This is a genomic window from Streptomyces sp. NPDC054783 (assembly GCF_053611725.1).
Genome location: NZ_JBSHAY010000025.1, coordinates 61,760 through 77,279, shown reverse-complemented (window position 1 = coordinate 77,279; position 15,520 = coordinate 61,760). Strand labels below are relative to the sequence as shown.

Genomic DNA, 15,520 nt, shown 5'->3' with positions numbered 1-15,520 from the left:
CGCGCAACCCCGGCTCGGCCCCCGGCTGGGCCCCGCTCGGCCCCCGGCTCGGCCCGGCGGCTCAGCGCCCGTGGTGCAGCTGCCAGCCCCGCCAGGCCGACTCCACCATCTCGCGCACCCCGCGCCCGGCCCGCCAGCCCAGTTGCTCGGCGGCCCGCTCGGCCGAGGCGACCGCGCGTGGCGCGTCCCCCGGCCGGCGCACCTCCACCAGCGGCTCCCGGCGGTCGCCGGTGACCTCCCCGATGACCGTGACCAGCTCGCGCACCGAGACGCCCTCGCCCCGCCCGATGTTCAGCGTCAGATCGCCGGACAGGGAACCGTCGGCGAGCCGGCGCGCCGCGGCGAGGTGGGCCTCGGCGAGGTCGGACACATGGATGTAGTCCCGGATGCAGGTCCCGTCCGGCGTCGGATAGTCGTCACCGAAGATCCGCGGGGCCTCGTCGCGGGTGAGCCGGTCGAAGACCATCGGCACGATGTTGAACACACCGGTGTCCGCGAGTTCCGGCGCCGCCGCGCCCGCCACGTTGAAATAGCGCAGGCACACGGTGGAGATTCCGTGCGCCTTTCCGGCCGCCCGTACCAGCCACTCACCGGCCAGCTTGGTCTCGCCGTAGGGGTTCACCGGCGCGCACGGGGTGTCCTCGGTGATCAGGTCCACGTCCGGGTTGCCGTACACCGCCGCCGACGAGGAGAAAACCAGCCGACGGATGCCCGCCCCGGCAATGGCGTCCAGGAGCGTGGCCAGACCGCCGACGTTCTCCCGGTAGTAGCGGGTGGGCTGCGCCACCGACTCGGCGACCTGCTTGCGCGCCGCGAGGTGGACGACGCCGGTCACGCCGTACACCTGGAAGACCCGCTGCAGCCGGTCCCCGTCCAGCGTCGACCCCTCGACCAGCCGGACGTCCGAAGGCAGTCGCGCGGGCACCGCCGCCGACAGGTCGTCCAGCGCCACGACCTTCTCTCCGGCGCCGGTCATGGCCCGTGCCACATGCGCCCCGATGTATCCGGCTCCGCCGGTGATCAGCCACGTCATGGTTGTTCACCCTATGCGGGGCGGAGCTCGGCAGGCGATGTCGTGTGCCGGGTGCGGGGCGTGTGTGGCCGGCCGTGCCCACGCGCCGGTAGCCGCACATCGTTTCAGACCCGCGCCCCTTCGGGGCGCTTCGCCCGGTTCTGGGCCGCCGGGTTTGTGGCCGGGCCCCGGATCACCGATGATGATCGCGGCAAAGGCCGAGGCAGCCCCCGTGGGCCGGGCCGTGAACGGCCGGTGAACAAGGGCTCGCGCCCATCGGATAGCCTCTGCCGACATGCCGCCCGGGTGCCGCCGGCAGGGCGCGCCCCACCACGCACGAGACCGGCGCCACCGCGCCGGAACCCAGGGAGTGAGTTCGGTTGTCGACCGCCATCGTCACCGGTCAGCCGGTCCCCGGATCGTCGCTCGAGAACGATCTGCGGTCGCTCGGTTTCGACGTCCGGTCGGCAGCGGACGCAGCCGAGGCCGAGACCCTGCTCGCCGCCGCGTCCGCCGACGACCGCGTGGCCCTGGTCGATGCCCGTTTCGTCGGCCACCAGCACGCCCTGCGTCTCGGCCTGACCGACCCGCGCTTCCCGCTCTCCGCGGTGCCCGGTGCCGTCACCGCACAGCCGGAAGCCCGGCAGGCGCTGACCCGGGCCGTGGTCCGCGAGAACTCCACCGGCGGCGGGACCGCGCTCGCGGTGGACAGCCTCGCCGAGCGCGTCGTCACCGCCCTCGACGCCGACGGCTGCGAGGTGCACAAGCCGGAGCTGGGCAGCCTGGTCGCCGCGGTCCCCGCCGACCCCCAGGCGCGCAACGAGGCGCGGCAGGCCGTCGCCGCCGTCGACGAGGAGGCCGTGCGCCTGAAGTCGGCGGTGAAGTCCCGCGACGGCTTCTTCACCACGTTCTTCATCAGCCCCTACTCGCGCTACCTCGCCCGCTGGTGCGCCCGCCGCGGCCTGACCCCGAACCAGGTCACCACGGCCTCCCTGCTCACCGCTCTGATAGCCGCGGGCTGCGCGGCCACCGGCTCCCGCGCGGGCTTCGTCGCGGCCGGTGTGCTGCTGATCGCCTCCTTCGTGCTGGACTGCACCGACGGCCAGCTCGCCCGCTACGCCCTGAAGTACTCCACGCTCGGTGCCTGGCTCGACGCCACCTTCGACCGGGCCAAGGAGTACGCCTACTACGCCGGCCTCGCGCTGGGAGCGGCCCGGGGCGGCGGCCATGACGACGTATGGGCCCTCGCCCTCGGCGCGATGGTCCTGCAGACCTGTCGGCACGTGGTCGACTTCTCCTTCAACGAGGCCAACCACGACGCCTCCGCCAACACCAGCCCCACCGCCGCCTTCTCCGACAAGCTCGACAGCGTCGGCTGGACGGTGTGGGTGCGGCGGATGATCGTGCTGCCCATCGGCGAACGCTGGGCGATGATCGCGGTCCTCACCGCGGCCACCACCCCGCGCATCACCTTCTACGCGCTGCTCATCGGCTGCGCCTTCGCGGCGACGTACACCACGGCCGGACGTGTGCTGCGCTCCCTGACCCGCAAGGCCCGGCGCACCGACCGGGCCGCCCGGGCGCTGGCGGACCTCGCCGACCCCGGTCCGCTCAGCGATGCCGTGCGGCGCGTGGTCAAGCGGGGGCTGCCCGGTCTCGCCGTGCCCGCCGTCGCGTTCCTCGGCGGCGCCGCGGTCGTCGCCTGCTCCGCCCTCACCGGCTACGGCTCGCTCCTGCCGGTGGTCGGCGCCCTGGTCTACGTCCTCACCTCGGCCCTCGCCGTCGCCCGCCCGCTCAAGGGCGCCCTGGACTGGCTGGTCCCGCCCTTCTTCCGGGCCGCCGAGTACGGCACCGTGCTCGCCCTGGCCGGTAAAGCAGCGGTGAACGGCGCCCTTCCTGCTGCTTTCGGCCTGGTGGCCGCAGTCGCCTACCATCACTACGACACGGTGTACCGCATCCGCGGCAACGCCGGAGCGCCCCCGGCCTGGCTGGTGCGCTCCATCGGGGGGCACGAAGGGCGGACGCTGCTCGTCACCGTCCTGGCCGCACTGCTCACCGCTTCGCAGTTCACGGTCGCGCTCACGGTCCTCGCCGTGGCCGTCGCCCTCGTGGTGCTCGTCGAGAGCATCCGTTTCTGGGTCTCCGCAGGGGCCCCAGCCGTACACGATGAAGGAGAACCCGCATGATCGGCCTCGTGCTGGCAGCCGGCGCCGGACGCCGTCTGCGCCCCTACACCGACACCCTGCCCAAGGCGTTGGTGCCGGTGGGGCCCGCGGGCGTGGAGGGCGAGCCGACCGTGCTGGACCTCACCCTCGCCAACTTCGCCGAGGTCGGCCTGACCGAGGTCGCGATCATCGTCGGCTACCGCAAGGAGGCCGTGTACGAGCGCAAGGCGGCCCTGGAGCAGAAGTACGGCCTGAAGCTCACCCTCATCGACAACGACAAGGCCGAGGAGTGGAACAACGCCTACTCCCTGTGGTGCGGCCGGGACGCCCTCAAGGACGGCGTGATCCTCGCCAACGGCGACACCGTGCACCCGGTCTCCGTCGAGAAGACCCTGCTCGCCGCCCGTGGTGACGGCAAGAAGATCATCCTCGCGCTGGACACCGTGAAGTCCCTCGCCGACGAGGAGATGAAGGTCGTCGTCGACCCCGAGAAGGGCATGACGAAGATCACCAAGCTGATGGACCCCGCCGAGGCCACCGGCGAGTACATCGGCGTCACGCTCATCGAGGGCGACGCCGCCCTCGAGCTGGCCGACGCGCTGAAGACGGTCTGGGAGACCGACCCGCAGCAGTTCTACGAGCACGGCTACCAGGAGCTGGTCAACCGCGGCTTCCAGATCGACGTGGCGCCGATCGGCGACGTCCAGTGGGTCGAGATCGACAACCACGACGACCTCGCCAAGGGACGGGAGATCTCGTGCCGCTACTGACCCGGCTGATTCCCTCGCCGGTCGTCGTGGACATCCGCCCGGGTGCCCTGGACGACCTGGCCGGCGTCCTCGCCGACGAGCGCATCGCGCAGTCCGGCCGGCTCGCCATCGCCGTCAGCGGCGGCTCCGGCGCCAAGCTGCGCGAGCGCATCGCCCCCTCGCTGCCGGGTGCCTCCTGGTACGAAGTCGGCGGCGGCACCCTCGACGACGCGATCCGGCTGGCCGGCGAGATGAAGTCCGGCCACTACGACGCGGTGGTCGGGCTCGGCGGCGGCAAGATCATCGACTGCGCGAAATTCGCCTCGGCCCGGGTCGGCCTGCCCCTGGTCGCCGTGCCGACGAACCTCGCGCACGACGGCCTGTGCTCGCCGGTCGCGACGCTCGACAACGACGCCGGGCGCGGTTCCTACGGTGTGCCGAACCCGATCGCGGTCGTCATCGACCTGGACGTGATCCGCGAGGCCCCGGCCCGCTTCGTCCGGGCCGGCATCGGCGACGCGATCTCCAACATCAACGCGGTCGCGGACTGGGAGCTGTCGAACCGGGTCAACGGCGAGAAGATCGACGGTCTCGCCGCGGCCATGGCCCGCCAGGCGGGCGAGGCGGTCCTGCGGCACCCCGGTGGCATCGGCGAGAACGACTTCCTCCAGGTGCTCGCCGAGGCGCTGGTCCTCAGCGGTATCTCGATGTCGATCTCCGGCGACTCCCGGCCGTCCTCCGGCTCCTGCCACGAGATCAACCACGCCTTCGACCTGCTGTTCCCCAAGCGGGCGGCCGCCCACGGCGAGCAGTGCGGCTTGGGCGCGGCCTTCGCGACGTACCTGCGCGGGGCCCACGAGGAGGCGGTCCACACGGCCGAGGTGCTGCGCCGGCACGGGCTGCCCGTGCTGCCGGAGGAGATCGGCTTCACCGTGGACGAGTTCGTGCGCGTGGTGGAGTTCGCCCCCGAGACCCGTCCCGGCCGCTACACGATCCTCGAACACCTCGACCTCAAGCCGAACCAGATCAAGGACGTCTACGCCGACTATGTCAAGGCCATCGGTAGCTGAACTCCGTCCGGTCGTCCACCCCGCGGGGGTGAAGGACCGGCGCAGCGGTGAGCACTGGATGGGACGCCTCTACATGCGTGAGGTGTCCCTGCGGGTCGACCGCTACCTGGTCAACACCAGGGTCACGCCCAACCAGCTCACGTACCTGATGACCGTCTTCGGCGTGCTCGCGGCCCCTGCGCTCCTGGTGCCGGGGATCTGGGGCGCCGTGCTCGGCGTGGTGTGCGTCCAGATGTATCTCCTGCTGGACTGCGTCGACGGCGAGATCGCGCGCTGGAAGAAGCAGTACTCGCTGAACGGCGTCTACCTGGACCGGGTCGGCGCCTACCTGACCGACGCCGCCGTGCTCGTCGGGTTCGGCCTGCGCGCCGCCGACCTGTGGGGCGGCGGCCGGATCGACTGGCTGTGGGCCTTCCTCGGCACCCTGGCCGCGCTCGGCGCGATTCTCATCAAGGCCGAGACCGACCTGGTCGGCGTGGCCCGCCACCAGGCCGGCAAGCCGCCGGTCAAGGAGGCCGCCGCCGAGATGCGCTCCTCCGGCATGGCGCTGGCACGCCGGGCCGCCGCCGCCCTGAAGTTCCACCGGCTGATCCTCGGCATCGAGGCGTCCCTGCTGATCCTGGTCCTGGCGATCGTCGACCAGGTGCGCGGCGACCTGTTCTTCTCCCGGCTGGGTGTCGCGGTGCTGGCCGGCATCGCGCTGCTGCAGACCCTGCTGCACCTGGTGTCCATCCTCGCCTCCAGCAGGCTGAAGTGAGCACGGCCATGCGGGTCGGCGCCGTCGTCATCACCATGGGCAACCGGCCCGAGGAACTGCGGGCCCTGCTCGACTCGGTCGCCAAGCAGGACGGCGACCCCGTCGAGGTGGTCGTCGTCGGCAACGGCTCGCCGGTCCCGGACGTGCCCGAGGGCGTGCGGACGGTCGAGCTGCCGGAGAACCTCGGCATCCCCGGCGGCCGCAACGTCGGCATAGAGGCCTTCGGGCCCAGCGGCCGGGATGTCGACATATTGCTCTTCCTCGACGACGACGGGCTCCTCGCCCGCCACGACACCGCCCAGCTGTGCCGTGAGGCCTTCGAGGCCGATCCGGAGCTCGGCATCGTCAGCTTCCGCATCGCCGACCCGGAGACCGGCGAGACCCAGCGCCGCCACGTGCCCCGGCTGCGTGCCTCCGACCCGATGCGCTCCTCCCGGGTCACCACCTTCCTCGGCGGCGCCAACGCCGTCCGCACCCGGGTGTTCGCCGAGGTCGGCGGCCTGCCGGACGAGTTCTTCTACGCCCATGAGGAGACCGACCTGGCCTGGCGGGCCCTCGACGCCGGCTGGATGATCGACTACCGGTCGGACATGGTGCTGTACCACCCGACGACCGCGCCCTCGCGGCACGCGGTCTACCACCGCATGGTCGCCCGCAACCGCGTCTGGCTGGCCCGCCGCAACCTCCCCGCCCTGCTGGTCCCCGTCTACCTCGGGGTCTGGCTGCTGCTCACCCTGCTGCGCCGCCCCTCCGGACCCGCCCTGAGGGCGTGGTTCGGCGGGTTCAAGGAGGGCTGGACCGCTCCGTGCGGTCCGCGCCGCCCGATGCGCTGGCGCACGGTGTGGCGGCTGACCCGGCTGGGCCGGCCTCCGGTGATCTGACCGACCCGGCTGGGCCGTCTCCGGGTGATCTGAGAAGCTTCTCTTACCCGAAGAGAGCAAGCTTCTTACCAAGAGAGTCCGGATTTCCACTCGTGAGTCACACAACCCATGACGGCGGTGTCGCGGTGAGCGCGATACCGTCGCCCGACGAGGGGCTGCCGGCGGCGGAGCTCGCCGCCAAGTACGGGCTCGCCGTGAGCGGCGCCCGTCCCTCGCTGTCCGAGTACGTCCGCCAGTTGTGGGGGCGGCGCCACTTCGTCCTCGCCTTCTCCCAGGCGAAGCTGACGGCGCAGTACAGTCAGGCCAAGCTCGGCCAGCTGTGGCAGGTGGCGACGCCGCTGCTGAACGCGGGCGTGTACTACTTCATCTTCGGCGTGATCCTGCACGCGAGCCGCGGTCTGTCCCAGGACGTGTACATCCCGTTCCTGGTCACGGGTGTGTTCGTGTTCACCTTCACGCAGAGTTCGGTGATGTCGGGCGTCCGTGCGATCTCCGGCAACCTGGGCCTGGTGCGCGCCCTGCACTTCCCGCGCGCTTCGCTGCCCATCTCCTTCTCGCTGCAGCAGCTCCAGCAGCTGCTGTTCTCGATGATCGTGATGTTCGTCGTGGCGATCGGCTTCGGCAGCTACCCGAGTCTCGCCTGGCTGCTGATCGTGCCGGTGCTGGTGCTGCAGTTCCTGTTCAACACCGGGCTCGCGCTGATCGTGGCGCGCATGGGCGCCAAGACGCCGGATCTCGCCCAGCTGATGCCGTTCATCCTGCGTACCTGGATGTACACCTCCGGCGTGATGTTCTCCATCAACAAGATCATGGAGGGCCGCTCCGAGATCGCGGTCCGGCTGCTCCAGGTCAACCCGGCCGCGATCTACATGGACCTGATGCGCTACGCGCTGATCGACGGCTACGGCGCCTCGAACCTGCCGCCGCACGTGTGGGCCATCGCGCTGTTCTGGGCCGTGGTCGTCTTCGCCGGCGGCTTCGTGTACTTCTGGAAGGCGGAGGAGAGGTACGGCCGTGGCTGAGCAGAACGCCGAGCAGGTCGCCGAGCAGCACACCGGGGACCGCCGTCCCACGGTCATCGCGGACGACCTGCACATCGTCTACCGCGTCAACGGCGCCGGGGGCGGCAAGGGCAGCGCGACGGCCGCTCTGAGCCGCATCCTGAAGCGGGGCTCCGACGACGCGGCACGTGGGGTGCGCAAGGTGCACGCCGTGCGCGGCGTGTCCTTCGTGGCCTATCGCGGCGAGGCCATCGGCCTGATCGGCTCCAACGGCTCCGGCAAGTCCACGCTGCTGCGGGCCATCGCCGGCCTGCTGCCCGCCGAGAAGGGCAAGGTCTACACCGACGGCCAGCCCTCGCTGCTCGGCGTCAACGCGGCGCTGATGAACGACCTGACCGGCGAGCGGAACGTCATCCTGGGCGGCCTCGCCATGGGGATGTCCCGGGAGCAGATCAAGGAGCGCTACCAGGAGATCGTCGACTTCTCGGGGATCAACGAGAAGGGCGACTTCATCACCCTGCCGATGCGCACGTACTCCTCGGGCATGGCCGCCCGGCTGCGGTTCTCCATCGCGGCCGCCAAGGACCACGACGTCCTGATGATCGACGAAGCGCTGGCGACCGGTGACCGCAAATTCCAGATGCGCTCCGAGGAACGCATCCGGGAACTGCGCAAGGAGGCCGGCACGGTGTTTCTCGTCAGTCACAACAACAAGTCCATCCGCGACACCTGCAACCGCGTCCTGTGGCTGGAGCGGGGGGAACTGCGCATGGACGGACCGACCGACGAGGTCCTGAAGGAGTACGAGAAGTTCACGGGCAAGTAGCCCGTTTCGGCCAGGGCCCCGCCGGAAGCCGTCCGGCCGGGCCCCGCGTCTACAAAGGAACCGTCAACTCCGTTCGGCGTGAGGAATTTTGGCGCCAATCGGTGTGTTGTTGTGATGTGCAGGACACCCGGACGGACCTTGCTGCGTTGTACAACGTAAGCTGTACCGGTGCCGGAAAGCGGCAAGTGGGGTGATAATGCGCGACACCCCGCGCCAGGGCGACCCCCCGAATTGCCGGGCGGCGTGTCCGAAATAGTGTGTGTTGGATCGGCAGTGTAGAACGGGAGATGTGACGGCAATGGCTACGGAAACTCCCCAGCTCAACGCAGCATGTGCCGTCCCCGCGCCGGGCAGCGCCCGATGACGGCCACCGAGACGGCGCAAGACCCGGAGCGCGCCACCCTCGACAAGGCCACGAGCGAGAACTTCCCCGTGGCCCCCTTCTTCCTGCCCAGGGCCTGGCGCGCCGATCTCATGGCCGTCTACGGCTTCGCCCGCCTCGTCGACGACATCGGCGACGGCGACCTCGCCCCCGGCGGCGCCGACGCCCGGCTGCTCGGCGTGTCGCCCGCCGAGGCCGAGGACCGCCTGCTCCTTCTCGACGCCTTCGAGGCCGACCTGCACCGCGTCTTCGACGGCGCCCCGCGCCACCCCTTGCTGCGCCGCCTCCAGGACACCGTCCGCCGTCGCTCCCTCACCCCCGAGCCCTTCCTCGGCCTGATCGCCGCCAACCGCCAGGACCAGCTCGTCACCCGCTACGAGACCTACGACGACCTCCTCGCCTACTGCGAACTGTCCGCCAACCCCGTCGGCCGCCTCGTCCTCGCCGTCACCGGCACCGCCACCCCCGAGCGGATCCGGCTCTCCGACGCGATCTGCACCGCGTTGCAGATCGTGGAACACCTCCAGGATGTCGCCGAGGACCTCGGCCGCGACCGGATCTACCTCCCGGCCGAGGACGTGAAGCGCTTTCACGTCCAGGAAACGGATCTTGGCGCAAAAACCGCGAGCGCATCGGTGCGCGCCCTGGTTGCATACGAGGCACAACGCGCCCGCGATCTGCTGAATGAAGGCGCCCCCCTGGTGGGTAGCGTCCACGGCAGGTTGAAGCTGCTGCTCGCGGGGTTCGTGGCGGGGGGAAGGGCGGCGGTCCGGGCGATCGCCGCCGCCGAATACGACGTCCTTCCCGGCCCGCCCCGACCCCGCAAGCTCCAGTTGCTGCGTGAGGCGGGCGTGATCCTGCGAGGAGAGGGGTGATCCGGACCGTGGATTCTCCGTCGCACGTGTCCGCACCGGTACTCGCCGCCTACAGCTACTGCGAGACCGTCACCGGGCAGCAGGCACGCAACTTCGCCTACGGCATCCGCTTGCTGCCCACGCCCAAGCGCCGCGCCATGTCGGCGCTGTACGCGTTCTCCCGGCGCGTGGACGACATCGGCGACGGCGACCTGGCCGACGAGGTGAAGCTGAAGCGGCTCGAGGACACCAGGGCGCTGCTCGCCCGGGTCCGGGAGGACCAGGTCGAGGAGGACGACACCGATCCGGTCGCCGTCGCCCTCGCCCATGCCGCGCGCGCCTTCCCGATCCCGCTCGGCGGCCTCGACGAGCTCATCGACGGCGTCCAGATGGACGTACGCGGCGAGACCTACGAGACCTGGGACGACCTCAAGGTCTACTGCCGGTGTGTCGCCGGTGCCATCGGCCGTCTCTCGCTCGGCGTGTTCGGCACCGAACCGGGAGCGCGCGGCGCCGAGCGCGCATCCGAGTACGCGGACACCCTCGGCCTCGCCCTGCAGCTCACCAACATCCTCAGAGACGTCCGCGAGGACGCGGCCGGCGGCCGTACCTACCTGCCCGCCGACGACCTCGCCAAGTTCGGCTGCTCGGCCGGGTTCGACGGGCCGACGCCACCGGAGGGCTCCGACTTCGCGGGCCTCGTGCACTTCGAAGTGCGTCGGGCCCGCGCCCTTTTCGCCGAGGGCTACCGGCTGCTCCCCATGCTCGACCGGCGCAGCGGCGCCTGCGTGGCCGCCATGGCCGGCATCTACCGCCGGCTGCTGGACCGCATCGAGCGCGACCCGGAGGCCGTGCTGCGCGGCCGGGTCTCGCTGCCCGGACGCGAGAAGGCCTATGTCGCCGTACGCGGACTGTCCGGTCTGGACACCCGGCATGTGACGCGCCATGTCTCCCCGCGTTCCGTCAGGAGGCGCCCCTGATGGACCTCACCGAACCAGGGGACACGCGGCAGGCAACCCTCCGCTGCGGCGTGGCGTCCCTGACTGCGACGGCCGACCGTGCACCGTTCAACCTGCACGCTCGCCACGCATGGAAGGACGCACGATGAGCGACGGCTCACGCCCCGCACAGCGGCACGCCACTGCGGGAGAAGAGGGCGCGGCAGGCCGTAGTGCCGTCGTGGTCGGCGGCGGGCTCGCCGGCATCACCGCGGCGCTCGCGCTCGCCGACGCCGGCGTCCGCGTCACCCTGCTCGAAGGCAGGCCCAGGCTGGGCGGCCTCGCCTTCTCCTTCCAGCGCGGCGACCTGACCGTCGACAACGGCCAGCACGTGTACCTGCGCTGCTGCACCGCCTACCGCTGGTTCCTCGACCGGATCGAGGGCGCGGCGCTGGCACCGCTGCAGGACCGCCTGGACGTGCCCGTCGTCGACGTCGCCAAGCCCGAGGGCAGGCGGCTCGGCCGGCTGCGGCGCGACCCGCTGCCCGTCCCCCTCCACCTGGGGCGCAGCCTGGCCGCCTATCCGCACCTCTCACTCGCCGAGCGCGCCGCGGTCGGGCGGGCCGCGCTCGCGCTGAAGGGGCTCGACCTCGCCGATCCGACCCTGGACACCCAGGACTTCGGCGGCTGGCTGGCCGCGCACGGCCAGTCGGAGCGCGCCGTCGAGGCCCTGTGGGACCTGGTCGGGGTCGCCACCCTCAACGCGGTCGCGGGCGACGCCTCGCTGGGGCTCGCCGCGATGGTGTTCAAGACCGGTCTGCTGTCCGACCCGGGCGCGGCCGACATCGGCTGGGCCCACGTCCCGCTGGGCGAACTGCACGACCGGCTGGCCCGCAAGGCGCTCGACTCCGCGGGCGTCCGTACCGAGGTCCGTACACGCGTCACCTCCGTCTCTACCAACGAAAACGGCACGTGGAGCGTTCAGGTTCCCGGCGAGAAGCTGGAAACCGACGCGGTCGTCCTCGCCGTACCCCAGCGCGAGGCCCACGACCTGCTGCCGCCCGGCGCCCTCGACGCGCCCGAGAAATTGCTGGAAATCGGCACCGCGCCGATCCTGAACGTCCATGTCGTCTACGACCGCAGGGTGCTCGCGCGCCCCTTCTTCGCGGCCCTCGGCACGCCCGTGCAGTGGGTCTTCGACCGCACCGACGCCTCCGGGCTGACCGAGGGTCAGTACCTGGCGCTTTCCCAGTCGGCCGCGCATGAAGAGATCGATCTGCCGGTCGCCGAACTCCGCGAGCGCTATCTGCCGGAGCTGGAGCGGCTCATTCCGGGTACCCGGCGCGCCGTGGTGAGGGACTTCTTCGTAACCCGGGAGCGCACGGCCACGTTCGCACCCACCCCCGGCGTCGGGCGGCTGCGGCCCGGCGCCCGCACCAAGGCCCCCGGCCTGTATCTGGCCGGAGCGTGGACCGCCACAGGGTGGCCCGCGACCATGGAGAGTGCGGTCCGCAGTGGAGTGAGCGCGGCGGACGCCGCCCTCAGTGCCCTGGGCCGGCCCCGCCCCCGCCACCTCTTCGAGTTCGAGGAGGCGGCGTGACGCCCGATCACGAGCGCGCGGCAGGCCCCCGCACCCCCGGTACCGCAACAAGAGGAGAGACTGTGCCCACTGTGCCCCCGGCCTCGACGCCCGCCCCGCGGGCCGCGGTGGACGTGACCGCGCTGCTGGAGCGCGGCCGCACCCTGGCCACTCCGGTCCTGCGTGCGGCCGTCGACCGGCTGGCGTCTCCCATGGACACCGTCGCCGCCTACCACTTCGGCTGGATCGACGCCGCCGGCAACCCGGCGGACGGCGACGGCGGCAAGGCCGTGCGGCCCGCGCTCGCCGTGCTCTCCGCCGAGGTCACCGGCGCCGCGCCCGAGGTGGGCATCCCCGGCGCCGTCGCCGTCGAACTCGTCCACAACTTCTCGCTGCTGCACGACGACCTGATGGACGGCGACGAACAGCGCCGGCACCGCGACACCGTCTGGAAGGTGCACGGCCCCGCCCAGGCCATCCTGGTCGGCGACGCCCTGTTCGCCCTCGCCAACGAGATCCTGCTGGAGCTCGGCACCGTCGAGGCCGGCCGCGCCACCCGCCGGCTGACCACCGCCACCCGCGCCCTGATCGACGGTCAGGCGCAGGACATCTCCTACGAGCACCGCGACCGGGTCAGCGTCGAGGAGTGCCTGGAGATGGAGGGCAACAAGACCGGCGCGCTGCTCGCCGCCTCCAGCTCCATCGGCGCGGTCCTCGGCGGGGCGGACGACGACACCGCCGACGCGCTGGAACGGTACGGCTACCACCTCGGCCTCGCCTTCCAGGCCATCGACGACCTGCTCGGCATCTGGGGCGACCCGGAGGCCACCGGCAAGCAGACCTGGAGCGACCTGCGCCAGCGCAAGAAGTCCCTGCCGGTCGTCGCCGCCCTCGCGGCCGGCGGCTCCGCCTCCGAGCAGCTCGGCGAGATCCTCGCCGCGGACGCCAAGAGCAGTGACTTCGAGAACTTCTCCGAGGAGGAGTTCGCGGCCCGCGCGGCTCTCATCGAGCGGGCCGGCGGCCGTGACTGGACAGCGGAGGAAGCGCGCCGTCAGCACACCATCGCCATCGAAGCCCTCGACGCCGTCGACATGCCCGGCCGGGTGCGCGACTCCTTCACGGCGCTCGCCGACTTCGTCGTCGTACGAAAGAGATGATCACTATCGGCCCAACACGCCTCGCGTAGTCGCCGGCCGGTGTCCGAGGATCGACATCAGGACACCGGCCGACGGCGGACCCACAGCAGCACGACTCGCACGACTGCACGAAGGGGAAGCCATGACAGCGACGACCGACGGAAGCACCGGGGCGACCGTGCCGCCCCGCGCTGCCGCGGCCAGCGACACCACCGCGATCACCACACCCGAGGCGGCCGGGGTACAAGAAGCCGCCGCAGGCGCCGCCCGGCGCGCCACCGACTTCCTGCTCGCGCACCAGGACGCCGAGGGCTGGTGGAAGGGCGACCTCGAGACGAACGTCACCATGGACGCCGAGGATCTGCTGCTCCGCCAGTTCCTGCGCATCCGTGACGAGCGGACCACGCAGGCCGCCGCGAAGTTCATCCGCGGCGAGCAGCGCGAGGACGGCACCTGGGCCACCTTCTACGGCGGACCCGGCGAACTGTCCACCACCGTCGAGGCCTACGTCGCCCTGCGCCTGGCCGGCGACGCGCCCGACGAGGCGCACATGGCCAAGGCCTCCGCCTGGATCCGTGAGCGCGGCGGTATCGCCGCCTCCCGCGTCTTCACCCGGATCTGGCTCGCCCTGTTCGGCTGGTGGAAGTGGGAGGACCTGCCCGAACTCCCGCCGGAGCTGATCTACTTCCCCACCTGGTTTCCGCTCAACATCTACGACTTCGGCTGCTGGGCGCGGCAGACGATCGTGCCGCTCACCGTCGTGTCCGCCAAGCGCCCGGTGCGCCCGGCGCCGTTCCCGCTGGACGAGCTGCACACCGACCCGGCGAACCCCAACCCGCCGCAGCCGCTCGCCCCGGTGGTGAGCTGGGACGGCCTGTTCCAGCGGCTCGACAAGGTTGTCCGCGGCTACCGCAAGGTCGCCGTGCGCAGACTCCGCAGGGCCGCGATGAACTCGGCGGCCCGGTGGATCATCGAGCGGCAGGAGAACGACGGCTGCTGGGGCGGCATCCAGCCCCCGGCCGTGTACTCGGTCATCGCCCTGCACCTGCTCGGCTACGACCTCGAGCATCCCGTGATGCGCGAGGGACTGGCCTCGCTGGATCGTTTCGCCGTCTGGCGCGAGGACGGCGCCCGGATGATCGAGGCCTGCCAGTCCCCGGTGTGGGACACCTGCCTCGCCACCATCGCGCTCGCCGACGCTGGTCTGCCCGCCGACCATCCACAGCTGGTCAAGGCGGCCGACTGGATGCTCGGCGAGGAGATCGTCCGGCCCGGCGACTGGGCCGTACGACGCCCCCAACTGCCGCCGGGCGGCTGGGCATTCGAGTTCCACAACGACAACTACCCCGACATCGACGACACCGCCGAGGTCTCCCTCGCGCTGCGCCGGGTCCGGCATCACGACCCCGAACGCGTGGACCGGGCGATCGGGCGCGCGGTGCGCTGGAACCTCGGGATGCAGTCGAAGAACGGCGCCTGGGGCGCCTTCGACGTCGACAACACCAGCCCGTTTCCGAACCGGCTGCCGTTCTGCGACTTCGGCGAGGTCATCGACCCGCCTTCGGCCGACGTCACCGCGCACGTCGTGGAAATGCTCGCCGCAGAAGGGCTCGCCCACGACCCGCGCACCCGGCGCGGCATCGACTGGCTGCTAGCCGAACAGGAGCCGGACGGCTCGTGGTTCGGACGCTGGGGCGTCAACTACGTCTACGGCACGGGCTCGGTGGTGCCGGCGCTGGCCGCGGCCGGCCTGCCCGGCTCGCACCCGGCGATCCGGCGGGCGGTGGGCTGGCTGGACAGCGTGCAGAACGACGACGGCGGCTGGGGCGAGGACCTTCGCTCCTACAAGTACGTCAAGGAGTGGAGCGGGCGCGGCGCCTCCACGGCCTCGCAGACGGCGTGGGCGCTCATGGCGCTGCTCGCGGCGGGGGAGAAGGACTCCAAGGCCGTCGAGCGCGGCATCCGGTGGCTGGCGGACACCCAGCGGGAGGACGGCACCTGGGACGAGCCGTACTTCACCGGCACCGGCTTCCCCTGGGACTTCTCCATCAACTACCACCTGTACCGGCAGGTCTTCCCGCTCACCGCGCTCGGCCGGTACCTGCACGGCGACCCCTTCGAGCGCGGCCTGCTCGCCAAGAAACCGCTGCCCGAGGCGAAGGGGAGCTGA

Annotated in this window: 14 protein-coding genes; 13 read left to right on the top strand and 1 reads right to left on the bottom strand. The window is 71.4% G+C overall.

All coding sequences use genetic code 11. The features are described 5' to 3' along the window. Positions 1-61: 61 nt before the first annotated feature. A complete protein-coding gene (gene galE, locus ACWGJ5_RS33460) occupies positions 62-1,033 on the bottom strand; it encodes a UDP-glucose 4-epimerase GalE (RefSeq protein ID WP_453313370.1) in 972 nt (323 codons plus the stop codon). A 359-nt stretch (positions 1,034-1,392) separates the two neighbouring features. Between galE and ACWGJ5_RS33455 the strand changes: the two genes are divergently transcribed. From ACWGJ5_RS33455 to shc, 13 genes are all read left to right on the top strand, one after another. Beyond that, positions 1,393-3,198 (top strand): DUF5941 domain-containing protein, encoded by a 1,806-nt coding sequence (locus tag ACWGJ5_RS33455; RefSeq protein ID WP_453313369.1) that lies wholly within the window; start codon positions 1,393-1,395, stop codon positions 3,196-3,198. After that, the gene (locus ACWGJ5_RS33450) at positions 3,195-3,947 is read left to right on the top strand and encodes a phosphocholine cytidylyltransferase family protein (RefSeq protein WP_453313368.1); all 753 of its coding nucleotides are present in this window, start codon (positions 3,195-3,197) and stop codon (positions 3,945-3,947) included. Before ACWGJ5_RS33455 ends, ACWGJ5_RS33450 begins: the two co-directional genes overlap by 4 nt. Continuing rightward, a complete protein-coding gene (locus ACWGJ5_RS33445; RefSeq protein ID WP_453313367.1) occupies positions 3,935-4,996 on the top strand; it encodes an iron-containing alcohol dehydrogenase family protein in 1,062 nt (353 codons plus the stop codon). The genes ACWGJ5_RS33450 and ACWGJ5_RS33445 overlap by 13 nt, the downstream gene beginning before the upstream one ends. After that, the gene (locus ACWGJ5_RS33440) at positions 4,974-5,753 is read left to right on the top strand and encodes a CDP-alcohol phosphatidyltransferase family protein (RefSeq protein WP_385317483.1); all 780 of its coding nucleotides are present in this window, start codon (positions 4,974-4,976) and stop codon (positions 5,751-5,753) included. The genes ACWGJ5_RS33445 and ACWGJ5_RS33440 overlap by 23 nt, the downstream gene beginning before the upstream one ends. An 8-nt stretch (positions 5,754-5,761) precedes the next feature. Beyond that, positions 5,762-6,634 (top strand): glycosyltransferase family 2 protein, encoded by an 873-nt coding sequence (locus ACWGJ5_RS33435; protein ID WP_453313428.1) that lies wholly within the window; start codon positions 5,762-5,764, stop codon positions 6,632-6,634. A gap of 92 nt (positions 6,635-6,726) precedes the next feature. Further along, positions 6,727-7,656 (top strand): ABC transporter permease, encoded by a 930-nt coding sequence (locus ACWGJ5_RS33430; protein WP_453313366.1) that lies wholly within the window; start codon positions 6,727-6,729, stop codon positions 7,654-7,656. Next, positions 7,649-8,461 carry an ABC transporter ATP-binding protein gene (locus ACWGJ5_RS33425; protein WP_228619250.1) on the top strand — a complete coding sequence of 271 codons (813 nt, stop codon included), beginning with the start codon at positions 7,649-7,651 and terminating at the stop codon, positions 8,459-8,461. Before ACWGJ5_RS33430 ends, ACWGJ5_RS33425 begins: the two co-directional genes overlap by 8 nt. A gap of 360 nt (positions 8,462-8,821) precedes the next feature. Beyond that, positions 8,822-9,718, top strand: coding sequence for a squalene synthase HpnC (hpnC, locus tag ACWGJ5_RS33420; RefSeq protein ID WP_453313365.1), 897 nt, complete (start codon positions 8,822-8,824; stop codon positions 9,716-9,718). Continuing rightward, positions 9,715-10,677: a presqualene diphosphate synthase HpnD gene (hpnD, locus tag ACWGJ5_RS33415; protein ID WP_453313364.1), complete on the top strand. Its 963-nt coding sequence runs from the start codon at positions 9,715-9,717 to the stop codon at positions 10,675-10,677. The genes hpnC and hpnD overlap by 4 nt, the downstream gene beginning before the upstream one ends. Beyond that, positions 10,677-10,805 (top strand): DUF6380 family protein, encoded by a 129-nt coding sequence (locus ACWGJ5_RS33410; protein ID WP_453313363.1) that lies wholly within the window; start codon positions 10,677-10,679, stop codon positions 10,803-10,805. The genes hpnD and ACWGJ5_RS33410 overlap by 1 nt, the downstream gene beginning before the upstream one ends. Next, entirely contained in the window at positions 10,802-12,235 is a 1,434-nt protein-coding gene (gene hpnE, locus ACWGJ5_RS33405; protein ID WP_453313362.1) for a hydroxysqualene dehydroxylase HpnE, read from the top strand. The genes ACWGJ5_RS33410 and hpnE overlap by 4 nt, the downstream gene beginning before the upstream one ends. 71 nt (positions 12,236-12,306) lie before the next feature. Further along, entirely contained in the window at positions 12,307-13,371 is a 1,065-nt protein-coding gene (locus ACWGJ5_RS33400) for a polyprenyl synthetase family protein (protein ID WP_228619747.1), read from the top strand. Positions 13,372-13,492: 121 nt separating this feature from the next. Then, positions 13,493-15,520: a squalene--hopene cyclase gene (gene shc, locus ACWGJ5_RS33395; protein ID WP_453313361.1), complete on the top strand. Its 2,028-nt coding sequence runs from the start codon at positions 13,493-13,495 to the stop codon at positions 15,518-15,520.